Origin of the sequence: Erwinia aeris, from assembly GCF_041224955.1 — a bacterium.
GTDB lineage: Bacteria > Pseudomonadota > Gammaproteobacteria > Enterobacterales > Enterobacteriaceae > Erwinia > Erwinia aeris.
Genome location: NZ_JBGFFX010000009.1, coordinates 122,806 through 144,515, shown reverse-complemented (window position 1 = coordinate 144,515; position 21,710 = coordinate 122,806). Strand labels below are relative to the sequence as shown.

The 21,710-nt window shown below is 55.8% G+C and carries 21 protein-coding genes; 13 read left to right on the top strand and 8 right to left on the bottom strand.

The genetic code is table 11. The annotated features are described in order from the left end of the window. Nucleotides 1–69 precede the first annotated feature (69 nt). Nucleotides 70–429 (bottom strand): DUF6404 family protein, encoded by a 360-nt coding sequence (locus tag AB6T85_RS15590; RefSeq protein ID WP_369896105.1) that lies wholly within the window; start codon nt 427–429, stop codon nt 70–72. A gap of 138 nt (nt 430–567) precedes the next feature. Continuing rightward, entirely contained in the window at nt 568–1,152 is a 585-nt protein-coding gene (locus AB6T85_RS15585) for a hypothetical protein (RefSeq protein ID WP_369896061.1), read from the bottom strand. 543 nt (nt 1,153–1,695) lie between these two features. On the opposite strand from AB6T85_RS15585, the gene AB6T85_RS15580 reads away from it, so the two are divergent. Then, complete coding sequence (locus AB6T85_RS15580) at nt 1,696–2,097, top strand: H-NS family histone-like protein (protein ID WP_253454512.1); 402 nt, start codon at nt 1,696–1,698, stop codon at nt 2,095–2,097. Nucleotides 2,098–2,310: 213 nt separating this feature from the next. On the opposite strand, the gene AB6T85_RS15575 is transcribed toward AB6T85_RS15580, so the two are convergent. Continuing rightward, complete coding sequence (locus tag AB6T85_RS15575; RefSeq protein WP_253454511.1) at nt 2,311–2,985, bottom strand: GntR family transcriptional regulator; 675 nt, start codon at nt 2,983–2,985, stop codon at nt 2,311–2,313. A gap of 112 nt (nt 2,986–3,097) precedes the next feature. On the opposite strand from AB6T85_RS15575, the gene AB6T85_RS15570 reads away from it, so the two are divergent. Genes AB6T85_RS15570 through AB6T85_RS15555 form a run of 4 tightly spaced genes read left to right on the top strand, consistent with a single transcriptional unit; the run spans nt 3,098 to nt 7,074 of the window. Then, nucleotides 3,098–3,778 carry a DUF2848 domain-containing protein gene (locus tag AB6T85_RS15570; protein WP_253454510.1) on the top strand — a complete coding sequence of 227 codons (681 nt, stop codon included), beginning with the start codon at nt 3,098–3,100 and terminating at the stop codon, nt 3,776–3,778. An 11-nt stretch (nt 3,779–3,789) separates the two neighbouring features. Next, a complete protein-coding gene (locus tag AB6T85_RS15565) occupies nt 3,790–5,133 on the top strand; it encodes an amidase (RefSeq protein WP_369896058.1) in 1,344 nt (447 codons plus the stop codon). 2 nt (nt 5,134–5,135) lie between these two features. Then, nucleotides 5,136–5,771, top strand: a complete 636-nt coding sequence (locus AB6T85_RS15560; protein WP_369896057.1) for a hypothetical protein — start codon at nt 5,136–5,138, stop codon at nt 5,769–5,771. Next, a complete protein-coding gene (locus AB6T85_RS15555) occupies nt 5,764–7,074 on the top strand; it encodes an MFS transporter (RefSeq protein ID WP_253454507.1) in 1,311 nt (436 codons plus the stop codon). The genes AB6T85_RS15560 and AB6T85_RS15555 overlap by 8 nt, the downstream gene beginning before the upstream one ends. A gap of 421 nt (nt 7,075–7,495) precedes the next feature. Here the strand turns inward: AB6T85_RS15555 and ychF are convergent, their stop codons facing one another. Continuing rightward, nucleotides 7,496–8,587 (bottom strand): redox-regulated ATPase YchF, encoded by a 1,092-nt coding sequence (gene ychF, locus AB6T85_RS15550; protein ID WP_253454506.1) that lies wholly within the window; start codon nt 8,585–8,587, stop codon nt 7,496–7,498. Between the two features lie 335 nt (nt 8,588–8,922). Between ychF and AB6T85_RS15545 the strand changes: the two genes are divergently transcribed. The 4 genes from AB6T85_RS15545 to AB6T85_RS15530 all read left to right on the top strand — a co-directional run bounded on the left by AB6T85_RS15545 (nt 8,923) and on the right by AB6T85_RS15530 (nt 14,450). Beyond that, nucleotides 8,923–10,404, top strand: coding sequence for a SulP family inorganic anion transporter (locus AB6T85_RS15545; protein ID WP_301729684.1), 1,482 nt, complete (start codon nt 8,923–8,925; stop codon nt 10,402–10,404). Between the two features lie 136 nt (nt 10,405–10,540). Next, nucleotides 10,541–11,182, top strand: a complete 642-nt coding sequence (locus AB6T85_RS15540) for an EAL domain-containing protein (RefSeq protein ID WP_253454504.1) — start codon at nt 10,541–10,543, stop codon at nt 11,180–11,182. A gap of 209 nt (nt 11,183–11,391) precedes the next feature. Next, entirely contained in the window at nt 11,392–13,092 is a 1,701-nt protein-coding gene (locus AB6T85_RS15535) for an Hsp70 family protein (RefSeq protein WP_369896054.1), read from the top strand. Beyond that, nucleotides 13,089–14,450 carry a J domain-containing protein gene (locus AB6T85_RS15530; RefSeq protein WP_369896052.1) on the top strand — a complete coding sequence of 454 codons (1,362 nt, stop codon included), beginning with the start codon at nt 13,089–13,091 and terminating at the stop codon, nt 14,448–14,450. The genes AB6T85_RS15535 and AB6T85_RS15530 overlap by 4 nt, the downstream gene beginning before the upstream one ends. A gap of 52 nt (nt 14,451–14,502) precedes the next feature. Here AB6T85_RS15530 and pth read toward each other — a convergent pair whose 3' ends face one another. Then, nucleotides 14,503–15,087 carry an aminoacyl-tRNA hydrolase gene (gene pth, locus AB6T85_RS15525; protein ID WP_125289707.1) on the bottom strand — a complete coding sequence of 195 codons (585 nt, stop codon included), beginning with the start codon at nt 15,085–15,087 and terminating at the stop codon, nt 14,503–14,505. Between the two features lie 260 nt (nt 15,088–15,347). Between pth and ychH the strand changes: the two genes are divergently transcribed. Then, the gene (gene ychH, locus AB6T85_RS15520; protein ID WP_125289708.1) at nt 15,348–15,629 is read left to right on the top strand and encodes a stress-induced protein YchH; all 282 of its coding nucleotides are present in this window, start codon (nt 15,348–15,350) and stop codon (nt 15,627–15,629) included. A 71-nt stretch (nt 15,630–15,700) separates the two neighbouring features. On the opposite strand, the gene prs is transcribed toward ychH, so the two are convergent. The 3 genes from prs to lolB form a co-directional block, all read right to left on the bottom strand. Next, nucleotides 15,701–16,648 (bottom strand): ribose-phosphate diphosphokinase, encoded by a 948-nt coding sequence (gene prs / locus AB6T85_RS15515; protein ID WP_124232585.1) that lies wholly within the window; start codon nt 16,646–16,648, stop codon nt 15,701–15,703. Between the two features lie 139 nt (nt 16,649–16,787). Then, a complete protein-coding gene (gene ispE, locus AB6T85_RS15510; protein WP_253461009.1) occupies nt 16,788–17,645 on the bottom strand; it encodes a 4-(cytidine 5'-diphospho)-2-C-methyl-D-erythritol kinase in 858 nt (285 codons plus the stop codon). Nucleotides 17,646–17,662: 17 nt separating this feature from the next. Further along, nucleotides 17,663–18,286, bottom strand: a complete 624-nt coding sequence (gene lolB / locus AB6T85_RS15505) for a lipoprotein insertase outer membrane protein LolB (protein WP_369896049.1) — start codon at nt 18,284–18,286, stop codon at nt 17,663–17,665. Between the two features lie 217 nt (nt 18,287–18,503). Here lolB and hemA point away from each other — a divergent pair, with 217 nt between their 5' ends. The 3 genes from hemA to prmC are packed head-to-tail and all read left to right on the top strand — an operon-like array spanning nt 18,504 to nt 21,702. Further along, the gene (hemA, locus tag AB6T85_RS15500; RefSeq protein WP_253454500.1) at nt 18,504–19,757 is read left to right on the top strand and encodes a glutamyl-tRNA reductase; all 1,254 of its coding nucleotides are present in this window, start codon (nt 18,504–18,506) and stop codon (nt 19,755–19,757) included. A 32-nt stretch (nt 19,758–19,789) separates the two neighbouring features. After that, nucleotides 19,790–20,872, top strand: a complete 1,083-nt coding sequence (gene prfA, locus AB6T85_RS15495; protein WP_253454499.1) for a peptide chain release factor 1 — start codon at nt 19,790–19,792, stop codon at nt 20,870–20,872. After that, nucleotides 20,872–21,702, top strand: coding sequence for a peptide chain release factor N(5)-glutamine methyltransferase (prmC, locus tag AB6T85_RS15490; protein ID WP_369896048.1), 831 nt, complete (start codon nt 20,872–20,874; stop codon nt 21,700–21,702). The genes prfA and prmC overlap by 1 nt, the downstream gene beginning before the upstream one ends. Nucleotides 21,703–21,710: the final 8 nt, after the last annotated feature.

Below are 21,710 nucleotides of genomic sequence, written 5' to 3'. Positions count from 1 at the left end.
CCTGATGATGCAGCAGTATGAAAGGCCACGAGAAATCGGCTGCCGGATTCAGGCCCGGCAGCCGCGTTTTTATAGCTTTTCCCACGCTGGCAGATGATTAGCTCGTTTTCGCCATTCCTGGAACGCCGCCATAATCACCCCGAAAACCAGACCGGCTATCAGCGTCGAGGTAGCGGCATAAAGCAGCGTGGCTCCCTGAGATTTCCAGAAAATAAACCACATTACTATCCCCCAGAACGGCGTATAGACGACGGCAAAGCTGAAAAAGTTCGTCCAGAATGTTGAGAAGGGCGGTGGAGGCACATGGATCCCCAACCGCCACAGAAATATATGGCACGGAGGGGCGTAGATGCTGGGCCACATCCCCCTGCCTTCCATAATCGCCATGGCACGATTTTTTCTTTTTTCGAAAACTGAGTCCCCGGTCATTTGCATACCCCCCTCTTGTTTTTCTTTTGTCTAATTATAACGGAAGGGTCAAAAAATATACTTTTTTTAAGATTTTTTAGAAAATTCTGGAAACATCATCGGAACGGGAAAAAAGTAGTTATAATCCAGCAGGTTAATTTATCTCCCCAAAGAGGGTGTCTGCGCTTTATGCGTCGGTAAAAATAAATTATTAGCCACTAAGTTGACCTGGAAGTTGTTATTAATTAATTGGATGATCTTTATTAGGGCACTAAGTATTTGCATGGCGCTCACCTCCAGCCAGCTTTGTCGATGCATGATCCCGGCGCAGATGACAGCGGGAAGGCAAGGCGCAAACTGTTGCCGATTCGCTTCAAAAGGGTAGAGCACGGTGTCCAGAGTGAAATCGGAAACGCCAGTGCCGATAATCTCGCCATCTGCCCGCGCGTTAAGTTCCGTCAGCCGTGCGTTCTGCACAATTTGCAACTGAAGCCATTCTTTAGTGCGCACGTCGCAAAGCATCCTTTGGTTCTCAGGTTCCTTAAGCTGGTCGACATTTTCCTCATTCATTCCGGCCTGACTGCTTATCAACTGTGAGTATGCTTGTTGCTCGTCAGTGCTGATAAACAGGTTAAGTAACCTCCGCCACAGGCTGCTGGGTAGCCGCTGCTCCGCTATTTGCGCTTTCAGCGTAGCAGTTAGCTGATACCGCTTGTCTTCCCGGCAAACGTTCTGAGGCTGCATTTTCCGAAACCTCCTTTAAAAGGTTGAAATTGTTAATATAGTTACCAGAGGTTATGCGACAGGACTGCTCAGTGAAATAATGGTCTGGCGGAGAATCTGTCGTACAGGCGATTCAGCTATCTTTTTACAGTTATTTTATAAATTTCCAATATGGTTTTTAGACAGGTGGCTAATAACCACCTTGCTGCTGGTAGCATAAAACATATCAACTGTCTTTGATATTACCGGTAGGGATTTTTATACTACCAGACCCGATTTTGGTTTTTTAAAAAGGTAACGATATTCGGGACGCCGGAAATTACTTCCACAATCAGTATAAATCAGGCAAGTAGTTTTGAAAGTGAATACATTTTTCGGATAAATGTCGATTCCGGCAGGATCCATAAGTTATATCCTTTTTTCAGGACATTAATTGCATATAATTCCCGCAGACTCGTCTGATTATCGCCCATCAACTTAAATCACAACGCAATAAATGGTACCCTTGCCGCTGACGGCGAACGATCGCCGTTTTATTAATCAGTAGATTTAAGGAAATGATGTATGAGTTTTACCCTGAGCAGCCTGAAAAATATCCGTTCGCTACGTGCACAGGCGCGCAATATGGCTACAGAGGATCTTGAAGAGATACTATCAAAGCTGAAAATTATCGTGAATGAACGTCGTGAAGCCGCCAGCGCGCAGGCAGCCGAAGCCCGCGAAAAAGCGGAAAAGCTGGCAATGTACCGTGAACTGATGCTTGAAGACGGCATTTTACCGACAGAACTGGTCAATAATTTGCCGCCCGTCGCCCGTGCAAAAAAGAAGCGCGCGCCTCGTCCCGCAAAATATAAGTACCTCGACGGCAATAATGAAGTCAGATACTGGACCGGGCAGGGCCGCACGCCGACACCTGTTAAGAATGCCATTGCAAACGGTCAGTCGCTGCACGATTTCCTGATCTAATCGATCGGATATCAGGCCAATAAGGCAGAACGTCAAGGCTGCCTTATTTTGCCTTACGGCTCTTTAAGAGCAATATATCAATTACGCCGTGCAGAGTGGTCTTCTGGCGCTGAAGCGTATCTTCCTTTGATTATAAATCCCGGCCCCGCAAACCGATCGCTGCGCTAAACCACTCAGGCCCGACAGCCCCGGTTGCAGGCTGCGGTCAGCTTTTCAGGTAGAGAGCAGCGCGCGTCTAAAAGAGTCAATATGCGCGCGGGTTGCTGCCGTCACGCGCTGAATATCCCCGGAGGCCAGCGCCGCAATAATTTCATTATGCTCAGCGATAACCTCATCCATATGGCTGACGCTCGACAGCGTTGTCGCCCAGAAGCGCTGCGCCTGCGCGTGAATAACGCTCAGGATATCCGCAAGCCGTCGGTTGCCCGCAATATCCGCCAGCACCTGGTGAAACTCGCGATCCAGCAACATCATTTTCTCTCTGTTGCGCGAGCCGCCGGCAAGCCCGATCTGCTGATTCAGCTCGCGCAGCTGGTTAAGGTGCGCCTTATTTACTTTCTGGCTGGCAAGCTGCGCGCACAGCGTTTCGTTAACCAGCCGCACCTCAATCAATTCCAGCGCATCATCGATCGACAACGGGGCGACCATAACGCCCTTGCGGGGAATGATTTGTAGCAGCCCTTCGGTAGCCAGGCGGTGGATCGCCTGATTGATCGGCGTGCGCCCCATTTCCAGATCGTCCATTACCTGGGCGGTATTAAGATAATCGCCGGGCTTGTAACGCAGCGTGATCAGCCTGTGCCTGAACGCCAGGTAGGCCTGTTCGTTCAGCGACAGATATTTTTTCCGCTCGATCGGGTTCACATTTTCACCAGCTGACTCATTCATGATGCCGTTCCTGTTTAAGCCTTTGCGACATATTACACAAAAAGCTGGCATGAAAATCGCTAGTTTGAAATGCGAGTGAAATTTCACTCTAATTTCAAATGAGGGTTTTGCCATGCACCTACAGTTCATTACCGGCGACGAAGCCGCTGCCAGACTCGATGTCGACGTAACCCGCTTTGTTATTGCGGGCTGGGCAGGGCGCGATCGGGATGCCGTCCTGCACCATATTCGGGAGCTTGAAGCGTTAGGCGTGCCTGCTCCTGGTGCAGTGCCGCTTTTTTACCGCGTCGCCACTAATCAGCTCAGCCAGAACGCCTTGCTGGAAGTCGTGGGCAACGAAACATCCGGTGAAGCCGAACCTTTTGTCTTTTTTCATCGCGGAGAGTGCTGGGTTTCTCTTACCTCCGATCACACCGATCGCTATCTGGAAACCTTCAGCGTGGCGCTTTCCAAGCAGGCCTGCATCAAACCGGTGGCAAGCGGCGCGTGGCGTATGCGCGAAGTGGCGGAGCACTGGGATGCGCTGGAGCTGACTTCCTGGATAAAAGAGCAGGGCGAATGGGTGGTTTATCAACAAGGTTCGCTGTCGTCGCTGCTGACTCCACAGGCGCTGCTTACGCGCTATCTGGAGGGCGAAACGGCCGCTGACGGCCTGGCCATGTCCTGCGGCACGCTGAGCACTATCGGCGGCATCCGTCCGGCCAGCGAGTTTCGGATGGCGCTGCACGATCCGGTGCTGGGCCGCACGCTGGAGCACACTTACCGCACCGGCGCACTGCCGGTCGTTGCATAAGGAGCGCGGCTATGACGACACTCTGGCAGGCAAGTCAGCAGCTACAGGCGGGGAACGTTCAGCCTGAAACTTTCACGCAGGCGGCATTGGCTGCCGCACGCGATCCTGAAAAAGAAGGCTCGCGCGTTTTCATCACTCGTTATGAGGCGCAGGCCACGCAGCAGGCTATTGAGGCGGGAGAACGCTGGCAAGCCCGGCAATCACGTAGCCCGATCGATGGGCTTCCCATCAGCATTAAGGATCTGTTCGATGTAAAAGGCGAGGCGACGACGGCGGGTTCACGCCTGTTAAGCGATGCGCCGGTCGCCACGGCGAACGCGAGCGTGGTAGAGAAGCTCAATCGGGCTGGCGCCGCGATAGTCGGTAAGACCAATATGACCGAGTTCGCCTTCTCCGGGCTGGGCATCAATCCGCACTACGGCACGCCTGCCAACCCGTGGCGGCGCGAGGAGAAACGTATTCCCGGCGGCTCCTCTTCCGGCGCGGCGGTGGCCGTAGCGGATGGGCTGTGTCTGGGCGCTATTGGTACCGATACCGGCGGTTCCGTACGTATTCCCGCCGCGCTCTGCGGCCTGACCGGCTTTAAACCTGGCGCCAGCCGAATCGATCAGGCGGGCACGTTGCCGCTTGCGCCTTCGCTGGACAGCATTGGCGTTATTGCGCATGACGTTCGCAGCTGCTGGCTGCTTGACAGCATCATTGCCGAAAGGCCTCTTGAGATGCGGGAGTCGGATCTGCGCCACGCCCGCTTTGCCGTACCGCAAACTCGCGTTCTGGACGATCTGGATCGGGATGTAGCGCAGGCGTGGCAGTACGCGCTTGATCTTCTCCGGGAAGCCGGGGCCACGCTGGTGGCCTTGCCGCTTACCGAGCTGGATGAGCTGAATACCCTGAACGCGCGCGGCGGTATTACGGCTTATGAAGCCTGGCAGTGGCATCAGCGTACGGCTTTGGCCCGGCCCGAAGCTTACGATCCGCAGGTGCTGATGCGCCTGCAGCGCGGCAGCCAGCTGACTGAACAGGATGCCGCTGAACTTTATCAGCAGCGCGCAGCCTGGCAGCGGCGTATCAACACGGCGCTGGAAGGCTTCGACGCGCTGCTGATGCCCACCGTGCCGCAGATCGCGCCGACTATCGCTTCGCTGGACGAGCCGCAGCGTTATATGGAGATCAATGCCCTGATGCTGCGTAACACCAGCGTTATCAACATGCTGGATGGCTGCGCCATTTCCTTACCCTGTCACCCGGCCGGTCATGCGCCGGTTGGCCTCAGTCTTGCTGCCGTTCATGGCGACGATGCCCGCTTAATCAGCTGGGCTGTTGCCGTGGAAACTGCCCTTACCCGGAGATCCTGAAGATGAAGCAACCTCACGGCATGCTGTTTGTCGCCACCAATATTGGCGCGGATGACGAAGCGGATTTTAATCAGTGGTATGACCATGAACACGTTGAGGAGCGCGTGGCCATCAGCGGCTTTTTAAGCGGCACGCGCTACCAGGCGATTAACGCCGAACGTAAATATCTGGGCCTGTATGAAACCGAATCGCTGGAGGCTTTTACCAGCGTGGACTATCACGCGGCGTTCACGCGCCAGACCGAGTGGTCGGTGAAAAATCTGCAAAAGATGGTCAACCCGATGCGCCGGGTCAGCGCGGTTACCCATACCCACGGCAAAGGCACCGGCAGCCAGCTGGCGGTGGTCACGCTTGCACAAGCGGCCGACAGCGCGGCGCTGAGCGCCTGGCAGCAGCAAATCGGCCAGACGCCGGGCTATATCTCTTCCAGCCTGCTGACGCCCGATGCGGATCTGAGCACGCCGCTGCCGATGGAAGGGAAAGAGAACCGCCAGATGCTGCCGATGCTACTTATCAGCTGTAGCGATGCGCCATGCTGCGATCGGCTGTCTTCCGTCGCGGCAGAGCTGCTGACGGGCGAGGTGCAGCGCTATGCCCTTAGCTGGACATTAACCCGACAGGAGGTGACTCATGGCTGATACGCACTCCACGCTGCATCAGGCGGTACGCCCGAAGCGAAGCAAATCAAAAACGGGGCGCCTGGCGGCGGCCAGCTCGATTGGCACCGCTCTGGAATGGTATGACTTTACCGTTTACAACATCATGGCCGCGCTGGTGTTTAACCACGTGTTCTTCCCCAGCTTCGATCCGCTGGTCGGAACGATCCTGGCGTTCTCTACCTATGCGGTCGGCTATATTTCCCGGCCGCTGGGCGGCTTTGTCTTCGGCCATCTTGGCGACGTCGCCGGTCGTAAGGCGGTGCTGATTATTACGCTGGTGATTATGGGCGTCACGACCGCCCTGATGGGCCTGCTGCCGGGCTATGCCGTTTGGGGGATCTGGAGCCCCATCCTGCTGGTGGCGCTGCGCTTTGTGCAGGGCATCGCACTGGGCGGCGAATGGGCCGGCGCGGTACTGCTGTCGATGGAACATGGCGATGCCGACAAGCGCGGCCGCAATGCTTCTTTCGCGCAGGTGGGGCCTTCCTGCGGAACGCTGATCGGCACCGGCTTTATCACTCTGGTGACGGTAGCCATGAGCGCCGGACAGTTTCAGGCGTGGGGCTGGCGCATTCCTTTCCTGCTGAGCCTGCTGCTGGTGATGTTTGGCCTGTGGCTGCGCCGTGGCGTGGAGGAGACGCCAACCTTTGTGGCGATGCAGGCGGCGGAGAAAACCACGCATACGCCGCTAAAAGAGGTTTTTCTTAACTACCCTAAACAGCTGCTGATTGCCGGTGGCGCACGTATCGGGTCGGATGTGCTGTACGCGCTGGTGGTGGTGTTCACGCTGACCTATGTGACTACCGTCCTGCATATGCCGCGCCCGCTGGCGCTGCTGGCGACGATGCTGGGCGCCATTGGCAATGCCGTTACCGTGCCGATGTTTGGCGCCTTGTCGGATAAGTGGGGAAGGCGCCCTGTTTACATTACCGGCGCGCTGCTGGCCGTTGTCTGGTCGTTCGTGTTTTTTGTACTGCTCGACAGCACCCAGCCGGTATTGATCGTGCTGGCGGTGATTGGCGGCTTGCTGATCCATGCCATGATGTACGGCCCGCAGGCGGCGTTTGTCACCGAGCAGTTTCCCGGTCATGTACGTTACGCTGGCTCTTCGCTCGCCTATACGCTTGCCGGAATTGTTGGCGGCGGTTTCGCACCTTTAATTATCACTACGCTGTATAAAGAGATGGGCAGCACGCTGTGGGTGTCGCTATATGTTTGTCTGGCGCTGGCGATAACGCTGTTTGCCGTGTGGAAAGCGAAAGAGACGGCGCACCATCGCTAACAACAGGTGGCGAAGGAATGCCACAACATATTATTTTCCCCGTTAGGGTTGCGTCCTGCCTCTACTGCACCCGATATCTCTTCGACCGACGAACCGCGCTGGAAAAAAATCAGCCGGGCGGCGGCTTCTTTACTCCTGGCAGGCAGTTATAGCTTATACCGGCTGTTAAACCTGAACGGACGTAATTTATCGGTAGTGATTGTAAGAGCGAGGACCAGGGATACATCTATCTGCAATATATTATTAAAAATAATAATGCCTGTCAGGAAGCGATAAAAACAATGAAGAAAAGCTCACTGTTATCCTCAGTTGAGGCCTGTGGGAGAAAACCACTGCTTCATAAATAAAAAGCCATCTGCTATACAGATGGCTTTTTTATAAAATTTACTTTTCTCTGCGGCTGACAGGTATCAGCGGTAGGTTAGACGTTAAACAAGAAGTTCATCACATCGCCATCTTTCACGATGTACTCTTTGCCTTCTGAACGCATTTTACCGGCTTCTTTCGCGCCCTGTTCACCTTTATAGGTAATGAAATCTTCATAGGCGATGGTCTGGGCACGGATAAAGCCTTTCTCAAAGTCGGTATGAATTTTACCGGCGGCCTGCGGAGCGGTGGCGCCAACCGGAATAGTCCAGGCGCGCACTTCTTTCACGCCAGCGGTGAAGTAAGTTTGCAGGTTCAGCAGAGAATAACCGGCGCGAATGACGCGGTTCAGGCCCGGCTCTTCGATACCCAGCTCGGCCATAAACTCTTCGCGATCGGCATCTTCCAGCTCGGCGATGTCGGATTCAACGGCAGCACAAACCGGCACTACGATGGAACCTTCTTTAGCCGCGATTTCACGCACCTGATCCAGGTACGGGTTGTTTTCAAAACCGTCTTCGTTAACGTTGGCGATATACATCGTTGGCTTCAGCGTCAGGAAGCTCAGATAGCGGATGGCCGCTTTGTCTTCTTCGCTCAGATCCAGCGAGCGCAGCATGCCGGCGTTAGACAGGTGCGGCAGGCATTTCTCCAGCGCGGCCTGTTCAGCTTTAGCGTCTTTATCGCCGCCTTTTGCACGCTTCTGTACGCGTTGCAGCGCGCGTTCGCAGGTATCCAGGTCAGAAAGCGCCAGCTCGGTGTTGATCACTTCAATATCGTCAGCCGGGTCAACTTTATTGTTAACGTGGATGATGTTGTCGTTTTCAAAGCAGCGGACAACGTGGCCGATAGCTTCGGTTTCGCGAATGTTGGTCAGGAACTGGTTGCCCAGGCCTTCGCCTTTCGACGCGCCTTTTACCAGGCCCGCGATATCCACAAATTCCATGGTGGTTGGCAAAATGCGCTGTGGCTTGACGATCTCCGCCAGTTTGTCGAGACGGGAATCGGGCATTGGCACCACGCCGGTATTCGGCTCAATGGTACAGAACGGGAAGTTTGCCGCTTCGATACCCGCTTTGGTTAACGCATTGAACAGTGTGGATTTCCCGACGTTAGGCAGGCCCACAATACCGCATTTGAATCCCATGTTTGAATCACCTTAATTAATTGCAGGAGAAGAAATCTTCCCCGGTAAGCTGGTTAGCACAAGTTTTTGCGCATTATACACGTAATTATCGCCTGGATGGCGGGGATTTCTACCCGCGCGTGGGAGAAGGGGGTTGAGATCTTGCTCACGTTTTCACATACTGACAATCTTTGACAACAGACGGAGAACGCCGCGGATGCACTGCTCCCTGCTTACGCCACCCTGAAATCTCCCTTCCACGCCTGTTGCGCTTCTCGTCTTTCTGGCGAGTTCAAACTGTGTCCCAAACTGGCGGCGCGGTAATTACCTGCATTTGATAAAAAACGGAAATCAGCATGTTCAAACTGAGCAACCTCAGGGCTGCCGACGTCAAAAATGACGTTCTGGCCGGCGCTGTCGTCTCTGTGGCCCTTATTCCGGAAGCCACGGCCTTTTCTCTGCTAGCCGGCCTGTCGCCGACTATCGGTCTGCACACCGCCTTTATCCTGGGCCTGATCACCGCGCTGTTCGGCGGCAAACCGGGGATGATCTCCGGCGCGGCCGGCTCGATTGTGGTGGTGCTGGTCAGTCTTATTCAGACTCACGGCTATGAATACGTGCTGCTGGCGACGATTTTCGCCGGGCTGATCCAGCTGGCTATTGGCCTGTTCCGCCTGGGGAAATTTATCCGCCTTGTGCCGCAGCCGGCTATCTACGGTTTTGTAAACGGACTGGCTATCGTTATCGCGCTGGCGCAGATCCCGATGATTAAAAACCAGGGGCCGGTCATGTATGGCCTGGTGGCGCTGGCGATGCTGATCGTCTGGCTGTTTCCTAAATTTACCAAAGTCATTCCCGGCTCGCTGGCGGCACTCATTGCTATCAGCGCCATTGCCATCGGCTTTGGACTGGATACCAAACGGGTAGGGGATTTGGCCGATATCTCCGGCACGCTGCCGTTCTTCCATCTGCCGGAAGCGCCGTTAAGCTGGGCCACAATGAAAATTGTGCTGCCTTATTCGGTGATTATCGCGCTGGTTGGGCTGATAGAATCGCTGTTAACGCTGGCAGTACTGGATGAAATGGGCAGTAAAAAAGGCAACGGCAACAAAGAGTGCGTGGCGCAGGGCATCGGCAACACGCTGTGCGGCTTCTTTGGCAGCTTTGCGGGCTGCGCGATGATTGGCCAGTCGATCATCAACTTTACCTCCGGCGGGCGTGGACGCATCTCTAACCTGGTCGGCGCAGTATTGCTGATCCTGTTTGTGGTCAGCCTGTCTAAATATATTGCCCTGCTGCCGGTGGCGGCGCTGGCCGGTATTATGTTTGTGGTCTGTATTAATACCTTTGAGTGGAGCTCGCTGCGCCGTCTGAAACGTATGCCAAAGCCCGATGCGGTTATCATGATTGCGGTCACGGTGGTCACCATCTATACCGATCTGGCCATGGCGGTGATTTTTGGCGTGATCATCTCCGCGCTGGTTTTTGCCTGGCAACATGCCCGCATCAGCATCGTGGCACAGGAAGAGCGCGACGAGCAAAAGACCTATCGGCTGGAAGGGCCGCTGTTTTTCGCCTCTGCCGCCAGCTTCCAGGAACTGTTTACGCCAGCCAGGGATCCGCAGGAAGTGGTGATCGACTTCGCCCGTACGCGGGTAATGGATTCCAGCGGCGTCGAGGCCATCGATAAATTGACCGCCCGCTATATAGCGGAAGGAAAAAGCGTCAGGCTGCGGCATCTTAGTGAAGATTGCATCAGTCTGTTAAAACAGGCAGGGCCTTTCTGTAGCCACGAGCTGGATGCGCCTGATTATAAAGTTGCGGCCGATAGCGACTAAAAGCGTAAAGCTAAGGCTGGCCCTGCCGATATATATAAAAATCGTTATATTGCCCAGTGGTTTAGATTAAATCACTGGTTTTTGACGATATGACGAATATAATCACTGGCAGGGCGTCCTGAGCTGGCTATAAAGCATGACTAATAATTACTGTTACGTTCCGATTCACTCTCTTAGCGGCGAGCTGATTGCGCTTGAGCTCACCGTTTTACCACACCAGACCGCGCCGCAAACCGGGGACGCCGAGAGCCGATTGTTGGATCAGCTGTTGACGGTAGAACGCTACGCGGACTATTTTCAGCTGCACGGGCTGCTGTGCTGCCTGACCATCGATTTTCCGCTGGCTTGCGCGGTAACCGAATCGCCTTTTATCCAGCAAATCCTCAGCCAGCTGCCTTTTTTGCGGCTGAAGCTTTCTGAAAATTTCCCCAACCTGCACGACGGGCCAAACAATCCTCTGCTGCGGGCGCTGACCGATCGGCTGAACATCTTATGGCTGGATGATTTAGGGGCAGGCGATGCCAATCTGAACGCGTTACAGTCGAAGATGTTTGAAGTGGTTAAGCTGGATCGGCAGTTTTATCTCGATAATATCAGCAAGCCGTTCTTTAACGTGCTGATCGCCCATATTCGCCGCTACACCAACCGCGTGCTGGTGGAGGGCGTAGAGAACGAGGGGCAGCTGGAGAAGCTGGCCGCCAACAAAGTCTGGGGCGTGCAGGGCTACTATGCGCAGACGATGGCGCTGGACGCACTTGATGGCACGGATGGGGGTTAACGGTTAGCCAGAACCGGAAGCCAATAGCTGTCTGACGTAGGGTTCAATCTATTTTGGGGAAGAATATTCCGATCCCCTTCAGGCCTGGCTGAGAGTTTGAAACAATGGATAGCAGCTCTTTACCTGAACAGAAAAAGTTATTTATAAGCATCGAATAACGTTTCCTTATCTGAAATTAAATGGCTTCCACAGGGAAGTAAGGACAACTCATGGCAATTGAGCAGGTTATAGGAATTGACCTTGGAACCACTAATAGCGCGGTTTGCGTCTGGCAAAAGGGTCAAGCCGTTTTAGTCCCGAATAAATGGGGCGAGGTATTAACGCCCTCGGTTGTAGGCCTTGATGAGCAAGCTAATCTGATTATTGGACGTCCGGCGCGCGAACGGTTGCAAAGCCATCATGCGCTGACCCAGGCGAGTTTTAAGCGTTATATGGGCACGGAGGTTTCGCTGGCACTTGGTTCCAGGCAATTTCGTGCCGAAGAGTTGTCGGCATTATTACTGCGCCAGCTCAAAGAGGATGCGGAAAGCTGGCTTGGGCAAAAATTAACACAGGCCGTTATTACCGTACCCGCTTATTTTAATGACGTTCAGCGTCGGGCGGTGAAAAATGCTGCCCGGCTGGCTGGGCTGGACGCAATACGCTTGCTTAATGAGCCAACCGCCGCGTCACTTGCTTTTGGCCTGCTGGAAAATCGTGAGCAAAAATACCTCACTTTCGATCTTGGCGGCGGGACATTTGACGTATCCGTCATTGATATGTTCGAGGGCGTGGTGGAAGTTCGTGCCAGCAGCGGCGATATCCGGCTTGGCGGCGATGATTTCTCACAGGCGATTGTACAGTGGATGCTGAGCCAGCATCCCGAGCTGAAATCTGCGCAGGCCGGGCTGGCAGCGGCGCTGCTGGCAAAAGCGGAAAGCATGAAGCAAATGCTGAGCCACGCTACCGAGGCTAAGGCTTCGCTGGAATGGGCCGGTCGGCAGTGGAGCTGGACTTTTACGGAGGCTCAGCTGGCCGAGTGCAGCCAGCCGCTGTTGATGCGTTTACAGCGTCCGGTACAGCAGGCGCTGCACGATGCGCGTTTTTCTCTTCAGGATCTCGACCACATATTGCTGGTGGGCGGCGCAACCCGTATGCCGCTGGTTCGACAAACCGTTGCGCGGCTTTTTGGGCGTTTCCCTCGCCACGATCTCAATCCAGACGAAGCTGTTGCGCTTGGCGCAGGTATACAGGCCGGAATGGTGATGGCCGATGCTGCGGTCGAAGACATTATTCTTACCGACGTGATGCCGTTTTCCCTCGGCATTGAGGTGGTTAAGCGCCATGGTAATCAGATTGAACCCGGCTTTTTCCTGCCGCTTATTGAGCGCAATACCTTTTTGCCGGTAAGCAAAACCGAGACGCTGAATACAGTTAGCGACAATCAGACCTGCGTCCTGCTGAAAATATATCAGGGAGAAGGGCGCAGGGTTCAGGATAACGTTTTTCTCGGCGAAATGAGTATTGATGTTCCTCCTCGACCGGCAGGTGAACTGACCGTTGACGTGCGGTTCACCTACACGCTGGACGGCCTGCTGGAAGTGGAGTGTCGCTATGACGGCAGTCCGGTAATAGCACGGCTGGTGATAGAAAAGGTGCCGGGGCAGATGAGCGAAGAGCAAATTGCCGCCAGCCTGCAAAAGCTGGCCGATATTAAACAGCATCCTCGCGATCGCCAGGAAAATCGTGAGCTGCTCGCTCGCTGTTCGCGCCTTTATGAACGCTTACTTGGCGATGAGCGAGCATGGATGGATCGGCTGACTACCGCGTTTGAACAGGCGCTGGAGGGTCAGGATCTTCGCCGTATTGCCTCATCAAGAGAAGATGCCGAACACTTTTTACAGCAGTACAAAGAGGGCCTCCTGCCATGAGCATCTGGCAGACGCTTGAACTGTCACCCACGCGTGATGAAGGGGAAATCCGCCGTGCGTATGCCCGCCAGTTAAAAAAACATCGACCGGATAGCGATCCGGCAGGCTATCAGCAGCTGCGTGAAGCATTCGATGAGGCAAAGCGACGGGCGCAGGCTGACATTATCGTTGATCACGAGGACAGCACTGCCGATATTTTACCGCCGATACAGGAGAAGCACGAACCTGAACCTCTGATCCAACAGGGTGAAGTCGCCAACGGCTTTACCGTTGGAGAAACAGCCGTCCCTCCTGAAGCAGATTTGCTGTACAGCGAAAAGGAGCTGCATAAACTGGCGTATCAGCTGGTAAACACAGAAATGACAGGCATTATTATGATGAATCGCCTGTCAGAGAGCGTGTTCAAAGCGGGGAGCCTGCAGCAGCAACAGCTTTTCCATCGACAGCTTGCGGCTGCGCTGGCAGAGAGTCCCGGTTTGACCGAAGGCCTGCTTGAACGCGTCAGCGGCCTGTTGGGATGGGGAATGGACGAGTACGACTACAGCCATATTATTCCGTATCACATTCAGGAGGCGCTGCATGAACAACTACGCGAAACTGAAGTGAACCGGGCATGGAAAGAGATGGAGGCAGAAGAGAAGCACGGCACGATGCTCAACAGGGCAGCGATTCGCCTGCTAAAGAGCGATAGCGAAAAGGTGCCTTTCTGGATACGCCTGATACCGGGTCTGCTCACGCTCCTTGCACAACAGGCAAACAGGTTGGGGTATTATTTTCCTGAAATTGTTCCACGGCTAAATCAGCCTGTGCTGCGGTTCCTGAGTCAACCTCGCGCGGCGCTCAGCTGGCAGGGGATTTTTTTGCTGGTGTTCTGGGCGTTGGTCTTTAATGCGGTTATCCCTCTGTCGGGCATCAATACGACCGTTAGCGCTATCGCTGTTCTGACAGTGATGTTTTACCTGTATATCAATGACGCCGTCATGCTGGGCCTTCAAAGCAGGCCGCAATGGGTGAAGTGGTTTCTCTTTACCGAATTTATTTTCTCGCTGATGGCGATCCAGCTATTTTTTGGCGGACTGTTTTTTGCCGCCATCGTTACTATGCCGCCTTCCGGTCATGGCGGCATTGCGCTGGTTATGCTGCTTGCGATACTGGTGTTGTCGATGGTGTTTTGGGCGGCATGGCCACAAGGCATCCCTTTTATACGCCGCCCCGGCAGAGTAATGAGCCGAATCTTTGCCAGCCCCTGGAAGTTAATGGAATGGATGGATTTCTCATGGTTTTCGGTTATTTGGGCGCTACTCTGCCTGGCCGTATTTGTTCTGACTGGCGTAGCGCTGCTTAAGCTCTTTGCTTAATCCAGACGGCTGGTTGAGCGCTTTTATCAGCAATCAGCCAGCCTTCATTAGCTTAACCTTTAAAACTGTGCAGCCGGTTCATCGCCTTTAGCCTGTCTTCCTTCAGCCACACCTCGGTGCAGCGCGCCGCTTCGTCAATGGCGTTGTCGATCAGCGTCTGTTCCGCCGCCTGCGGCTTGCCCAAGACAAAACCCACGACCTTGTTGCGATCGCCCGGATGGCCGATACCGATGCGCAGACGGTGGAAGTTCAGGTTATTGCCCAGCCTGCTGATAATATCTTTCAGGCCGTTATGGCCGCCGTGGCCGCCGCCCTGTTTGAATTTTGCCACGCCCGGTGGCAGATCCAGCTCGTCATGCGCTACCAGGATCTCTTCCGGCGCGATACGGTAGAAGGTGGCCATTGCCGCAACGGCCTTGCCGCTCAGGTTCATAAAGGTCGTCGGCACCAGCAGCCTGACGTCTTCGCCACCGATATTGAGCCGGGCCGTGTAGCCGTAAAACTTACTCTCTTCTTTTAACGACTGATTGTGTCGTTGAGCCAGTAAATCCACATACCAGGCGCCCGCGTTATGGCGCGTGGCGGCATATTCCGCACCGGGATTGGCAAGGCCGACAATCAGTTTAATGCTGCTCACTTGTCTGTTTTCCTAAAAGGCTGCATCAGGGAAGGGCGCTAGTGTACTAAGAGCGGCGACAGAACTCAAAAGTGCGCGCTATATCACAATAGTTGATCAGGGTGATAATGCGTTTTCTATAGAAAAATCAGCGAAGTGCGCGTAAAGTTTTGTCAAACTTTTAGCAACAAATGTGATCTGGCCCGCAACGCATCCGCCAGCCATTGCATAAACTTATGGCACTAACCGCACAGGAATGCACTGGCATCTGGAGGTGACAAATGAAACGCAGACACGCTAATTTAACCGGCAACGCCCTGATGGTGATCGGCCTGGCCGTCATGGTAACCGGCATAGGCTATGCCGTACTGAATCAACTGCCGCAGCTACAGCTGCCGCAAATGCTGGTTAACGGCTCTATTTTCGCCATCTTTATCGGCGCGCTGATGTGGTTGGTCGGCGCCCGCCTTAGCGGCCGCGAAAAAATCACCGATCATTACTACTGGGTGCGCCACTATGGCGACAAGCGCTGCCGTCGCGCTTCGGGACACGGCCATCACTGATAGCCGGCTACGCCATAAAAAAAGCGGGACAGATAATCTGTCCCGCTTTTCGTTTAGCCGCAGCTATCCGATTAGTGCTCAAACATCGCAGAGATAGACTCTTCGTTGCTGATACGGCGAATAGCCTCCGCCAGCATGCCGGAGAGCGTTAGCGTACGCACGTTCGGCAGGGCTTTGATCTCTTCCGGCAGCGGAATGGTGTCGCAAACCACCACTTCGTCAATCACAGAATGACGCAGGTTTTCTACGGCATTGCCGGAGAAAATAGGGTGAGTGGCGTAAGCGAAGACACGCTTCGCGCCACGCTCCTTCAGCGCCTCGGCGGCTTTACACAGCGTGCCGCCGGTATCAATCATGTCATCAACCAGCACGCAGTCGCGGCCCGCCACGTCACCGATGATGTGCATCACCTGCGAAACGTTGGCGCGCGGACGACGCTTATCGATGATAGCCATATCGGTATCGTTCAGCAGCTTGGCGATTGCGCGGGCGCGCACCACGCCGCCGATGTCCGGCGAAACCACAATAGGGTTTTCCAGACCGATTTGCAGCATGTCTTCCAGCAGGATTGGGCTGCCGAAAACGTTATCAACCGGGACGTCAAAGAAGCCCTGAATCTGTTCAGCATGCAGATCCACAGTCAGAACGCGGTCAACGCCGACGCTGGAAAGGAAATCCGCGACTACTTTAGCCGTGATAGGCACACGAGCAGAACGCACGCGACGGTCCTGACGGGCATAGCCAAAGTAGGGGATAACAGCGGTAATACGACCAGCGGAAGCGCGGCGCAGGGCATCCACCATAACAACCAGTTCCATCAGGTTATCGTTGGTAGGTGCACAGGTGGACTGGATGATGAAAATATCACCACCGCGTACATTTTCATTGATTTGTACGCTCACTTCACCATCACTGAAACGACCGACGGCGGCGTCGCCCAGGCTAGTGTAAAGGCGGTTGGCAATACGTTGTGCTAGTTCCGGGGTGGCGTTACCAGCAAAAAGCTTCATATCAGGCACGAGAAGAACCTCAGGCTTTGCGTCCAGAGAATGAACATCTGCGTCAGCGGCACTGGGCGGTATACCGCTGACGGGTCCATACGGGTGTAATCGAGCGCCGCGCCGCTTCAGGAACAGGGTGAAGCGGTCGCCGCGGCTCTTATTGCTCGGAAAGGTAGCGGTGCAGCGGCGAGACGTTAACGCCTCGCGCAACAAAGCCCTGCCACTTTTTCAAAGCAAGCTCAGCCACCTGACGGGCAGCGGGCTCGGTGTCAAATTCAGCGAACACGCAAGCGCCGGTTCCGGTCAGGCGCGACGGCGCGTATTCTAGCAGCCAGGAAACAAGCTGTTCAACCTCGCGAAAACGTTTTCTTACTACTGGCTCACAATCATTGCGGTAATTATCCGCTAATAACTGGCTGATTTCCCTTACCGGCGTGTTGCGGATCAGTTCAGGATCGTTAAACACCACCGGCGTCGAGATGTGAACGCCAGGGTGGATCACCAGATACCATTTTTCTGCCGGGTTAACCGGCGTCAGCGTTTCGCCAACGCCTTCAGCAAAGGCGGCAAAGCCATGCACAAAGACCGGCACGTCCGCGCCCAGCCGCAGGCCCAGCGCCGCCAGCTCGGCAAAACTGAAGCCGGTTCGCCAGTAGTGATTCAGCGCCACCAGCACGGTAGCGGCGTCCGAAGAGCCGCCGCCCAGTCCGCCGCCCATCGGCAGCCGTTTTTCTATAGCGATCGAAGCGCCTGCGTTTTCCGGCAGGACGCCCTGCTGCCTGGCGCGCGTCTGCAACAGCCTGGCCGCGCGAACGATCAGGTTCTCTTCGTCCGGCACGCCGTCGACCGGCGTCAGCAGCGTAATCTGGCCGCTGCTGTCCGGCTGGATGCTTAACGTATCGCCATAATCCAGAAACTGGAACAGCGTTTGCAGCTCGTGGTAGCCGTCAGGACGACGGCCAGTAATGTAGAGGAATAAATTAAGTTTAGCGGGCGCGGGCCACTTAGCGACCACCGACTTAGCGACTGCCGTCATTTTACCGTCCAGCCATCCATTTTCAGCTTGATGCGCTGATCGCCTTCGCGCAGCTCCATATTGGCCGGCAGGGCAGGCTGCTGCTTGTTGTCATAGGCCTGATAGGTCACCGTCCACTGCTGGCCGTTACGGCTGTAGTTGACTTTACGCAGGCGATATTTATCGTCCAGCGTATAGTCGGTTGAGTCGCCCGGCAGGCCCATCATCCACTGACGCAGGCTGTTGAGCGGAATATCCATACCGGTCAGCTGCGAAATCATCTTCTCGGCGTCGTTGCTGGTATAGCGCTTGCCTTTATTGTCGACCAGCTGTACCACGCTGCCCTGTGCGTCCAGCTGGAGTTCGGTGCTGCCCAGCGGGTTGGTCAGCAGCAGACGATAGCGATCCGGCGCGGTTTGCTGCCAGTTGAAACGGGCGTAGACCTTTTGCTTGTCGGACAGATAGGCAAAAGCGCCGCGCGTCTGGTACTGGGTGATTTTTTCGACAGCCTGCTGATGCTGCTGCCACTGTGGCGAGGTGACGCTTTGTCCTGGCCCCTGGGGTTTATTAACGCTACAGGCAGCCAGCAGCACGCTGGCAAGCGGAAGAAGCCGCAGCAGGCGGCGATTCGACATAAACATGGGGACTCCTCAGACTCCGTTCAGGCGCTGACGCGCAAAGTAACCGTTCAAACTATCGACCGCCAGGGGCCGCGTCAATACTCAATTTGTCCTGTTTCGTGCTGAATAGCTATATCAATCGCAGCGAACGGCGAATGTGGCTTTTCTTGATCTCGCGCATCTTGTAGAATGCGCCTCACAAAACCCTATCAACAGTGGGATCTCCCAGACCTGACTCATGACGTTGCTGGCACTCGGAATAAATCATAAAACGGCTCCTGTGGCTCTGCGCGAACGCGTGACGTTCTCGCCGGATACGCTGGATCAGGCTCTCGACAGCCTGCTTGCTCAGCCGCTGGTACAGGGCGGCGTCGTGCTGTCTACCTGTAACAGGACCGAGTTATACCTTAGCGTTGAACAACAGGAAAACCTGCAGGAACAGCTGGTGAAATGGCTGTGCGACTATCATCAGCTCAGCGCCGATGAAGTGCGTAAAAGCCTGTACTGGCACCACGATAACGAAGCCGTCAGCCACCTGATGCGCGTCGCCAGCGGGCTGGATTCGCTGGTGCTCGGCGAGCCACAGATCCTGGGCCAGGTGAAAAAAGCCTACGCCGATTCGCATCGCGGCCACACTATCTCCAGCGAGCTGGAGAGAATGTTCCAGAAATCCTTCTCTGTCGCCAAGCGCGTGCGCACGGAAACCGATATCGGCGCCAGCGCCGTTTCCGTGGCCTTTGCCGCCTGTACGCTGGCGCGGCAGATCTTTGAGTCGTTGTCCACCGTCAACGTGCTGCTGGTCGGCGCGGGCGAAACCATCGAGCTGGCCGCGCGCCATCTGCGCGAGCATAAAGTGCAGAAGCTGATTATCGCTAACCGCACCCGTGAACGCGCCCAGAAGCTGGCCGACGAGGTTGATGCCGAAGTCATCAGCCTGGCGGAGATCGACTCGCGTCTGGCAGAAGCCGACATTATCATCAGTTCTACCGCCAGCCCGCTGCCGATTATCGGTAAAGGAATGGTGGAGCGCGCGCTGAAACAGCGCCGCAATCAGCCGATGCTGCTGGTGGATATCGCCGTGCCGCGCGACGTCGAGCCGGAAGTGGGCAAGCTGCCTAACGCCTATCTCTACAGCGTGGACGATCTCCAGGCGATTATCGAAAGCAACATGGCGCAGCGTAAAGCGGCCGCCGTGCAGGCGGAAACTATCGTTGTGCAGGAAAGCGACGAGTTTATGTCGTGGCTGCGCGCGCAGAGCGCCAGCCAGACCATCCGCGAGTATCGCTCGCAGGCCGAGCAGGTGCGCGCCGAGCTGGAAGAGCGCGCCCTGGCGGCGCTGGCTCAGGGCGCAGATGCGCAGGCCGTGCTGCGTGAGCTGGCCCATAAGCTCACCAACAAATTGATCCACGCCCCAACCAAATCCCTTCAGCAGGCCGCCCGCGACGGCGATGACGAACGCCTGCAGATTTTACGCGACGGCCTGGGGCTGTAGCGTTTTTACCTCTTTATATACAGGGAATATTCATGAAGCCTTCTATTGTTGCCAAACTGGAAGCCTTGCAGGAACGCCACGAGGAAGTCGAGGCGATGCTGGGCGATGCTGGCGTGATTGCCGATCAGGAGCGATTTCGCGCGCTGTCGCGCGAGTATGCGCAGTTGACCGATGTCAGCCAGTGTTTCCGTCGTTGGCAGCAGAATCAGGAAGATATCGCCGCCGCCGAAGAGATGCTTAACGATGCGGAAATGCGCGATATGGCGCAGGAAGAGCTGAAAGAGGCGCGTGAGGCCAGCGAGCAGCTGGAGCAGGAGCTACAGGTGCTGCTGCTGCCGAAAGATCCGGACGACGAGCGCAACTGCTATCTGGAAGTGCGTGCCGGCACCGGCGGCGACGAAGCGGCCATTTTCGCTGGCGATCTCTTCCGCATGTACAGCCGCTATGCGGAATCGCGCCGCTGGAAAGTGGAAGTGATGAGCGCCAACGAGGGCGAGCACGGCGGTTATAAAGAAGTGATCGCCAAAATCGTCGGCGAAGGCGCCTACGGCCGCCTGAAGTTCGAGTCCGGCGGCCATCGCGTGCAGCGCGTGCCGGAAACGGAATCGCAGGGCCGTATCCACACTTCCGCCTGTACCGTTGCGGTGCTGCCGGAAGTGCCGGAAGCCGAGCTGCCGGATATCAACCCGAGCGATCTGAAAATCGATACCTTCCGCTCATCGGGCGCGGGTGGCCAGCACGTTAACACCACCGACTCCGCTATCCGTATTACCCACTTGCCGACCGGCATCGTAGTGGAGTGTCAGGACGAGCGTTCGCAGCACAAAAACAAAGCCAAGGCGCTGGCGGTGCTGGGTTCCCGCATTCGCGCGGCCGAAAGCGCCCGTCGTCAGCAGGAAGAAGCCTCAACGCGCCGCAACCTGCTGGGCAGCGGCGATCGCTCCGACCGCAACCGCACCTATAACTATCCGCAGGGTCGTATTACCGATCACCGCATTAACCTGACCATCTACCGTCTGGACGAAGCGATGCAGGGCAAGCTGGATATGCTGATTGAGCCTGTGGTGCAGGAGTATCAGGCAGACCAGCTGGCCGCCCTGTCCGAGCAGGAGTAATGGAGATTCGCCAGTGGCTGAAAGGAGCCATTACCGAACTGGCGGGCAGTGAAAGCCCGAAAAGAGATGCGGAGATCCTGCTGGGCTTTGTCACCGGCCGCTCCCGCAGCTGGCTAATCGCCTTTGACGAGACGGCGCTGACCCAAAGCGAGCAGGATCGTCTGGCTGCGCTGCTGGCTCGCCGCGTCAATGGCGAGCCAATTGCTTACCTGATCGGCGAGCGTGAATTCTGGTCGCTGCCGCTCAGCGTTTCCCCCGATACGCTTATTCCCCGGCCGGACACCGAGCTGCTGGTGGAGCAGGCGCTGGCACATCTTCCTGCCGAACCGGCGGCGGTACTGGATCTGGGCACCGGCACCGGCGCGGTTGCGCTGGCTATCGCCAGTGAACGGCCCGACTGTCGCGTCACCGGCGTCGATCGCATCCAGGGCGCCGTTGAGCTGGCGCAGCGCAACGCGCAACGTCTTGGCATCCATAACGCCGCTTTTCGCCTCAGCAACTGGTTCAGCGCGCTGGCGGGCGAACGCTTTGCCGTTATCGTCAGCAATCCTCCCTATATTGATGAAGCCGACGAACATCTGCGGCAGGGCGACGTGCGTTTTGAGCCGCAAAGCGCGCTGGTGGCGGCGGATGGCGGCCTGGCTGATATCCGGATTATCGCCGCTCAGGCGGGAGAGGCGCTGCTGCCCGGCGGCTGGCTGCTGTTAGAGCATGGCTGGCAACAGGCGCAGGCCGTGCAGGCGATCCTGCGGGCGGCCGGTTTTGTTAACGTCGCCACCACCCGGGATTATGGCTGCAATGACCGCGTGACTTATGCGCAAAAACCCTGAACGAGGGA

Coding starts and splice junctions, on each gene's coding strand:
- AB6T85_RS15590 (WP_369896105.1), bottom strand. CDS start 429: ATGACCGGGGACTCAGTTTTCGAAAAAAGAAAAAATCGTGCCATGGCG.
- AB6T85_RS15585 (WP_369896061.1), bottom strand. CDS start 1,152: ATGCAGCCTCAGAACGTTTGCCGGGAAGACAAGCGGTATCAGCTAACT.
- AB6T85_RS15580 (WP_253454512.1), top strand. CDS start 1,696: ATGAGTTTTACCCTGAGCAGCCTGAAAAATATCCGTTCGCTACGTGCA.
- AB6T85_RS15575 (WP_253454511.1), bottom strand. CDS start 2,985: ATGAATGAGTCAGCTGGTGAAAATGTGAACCCGATCGAGCGGAAAAAA.
- AB6T85_RS15570 (WP_253454510.1), top strand. CDS start 3,098: ATGCACCTACAGTTCATTACCGGCGACGAAGCCGCTGCCAGACTCGAT.
- AB6T85_RS15565 (WP_369896058.1), top strand. CDS start 3,790: ATGACGACACTCTGGCAGGCAAGTCAGCAGCTACAGGCGGGGAACGTT.
- AB6T85_RS15560 (WP_369896057.1), top strand. CDS start 5,136: ATGAAGCAACCTCACGGCATGCTGTTTGTCGCCACCAATATTGGCGCG.
- AB6T85_RS15555 (WP_253454507.1), top strand. CDS start 5,764: ATGGCTGATACGCACTCCACGCTGCATCAGGCGGTACGCCCGAAGCGA.
- ychF (WP_253454506.1), bottom strand. CDS start 8,587: ATGGGATTCAAATGCGGTATTGTGGGCCTGCCTAACGTCGGGAAATCC.
- AB6T85_RS15545 (WP_301729684.1), top strand. CDS start 8,923: ATGTTCAAACTGAGCAACCTCAGGGCTGCCGACGTCAAAAATGACGTT.
- AB6T85_RS15540 (WP_253454504.1), top strand. CDS start 10,541: ATGACTAATAATTACTGTTACGTTCCGATTCACTCTCTTAGCGGCGAG.
- AB6T85_RS15535 (WP_369896054.1), top strand. CDS start 11,392: ATGGCAATTGAGCAGGTTATAGGAATTGACCTTGGAACCACTAATAGC.
- AB6T85_RS15530 (WP_369896052.1), top strand. CDS start 13,089: ATGAGCATCTGGCAGACGCTTGAACTGTCACCCACGCGTGATGAAGGG.
- ychH (WP_125289708.1), top strand. CDS start 15,348: ATGAAACGCAGACACGCTAATTTAACCGGCAACGCCCTGATGGTGATC.
- lolB (WP_369896049.1), bottom strand. CDS start 18,286: ATGTTTATGTCGAATCGCCGCCTGCTGCGGCTTCTTCCGCTTGCCAGC.
- hemA (WP_253454500.1), top strand. CDS start 18,504: ATGACGTTGCTGGCACTCGGAATAAATCATAAAACGGCTCCTGTGGCT.
- prfA (WP_253454499.1), top strand. CDS start 19,790: ATGAAGCCTTCTATTGTTGCCAAACTGGAAGCCTTGCAGGAACGCCAC.
- prmC (WP_369896048.1), top strand. CDS start 20,872: ATGGAGATTCGCCAGTGGCTGAAAGGAGCCATTACCGAACTGGCGGGC.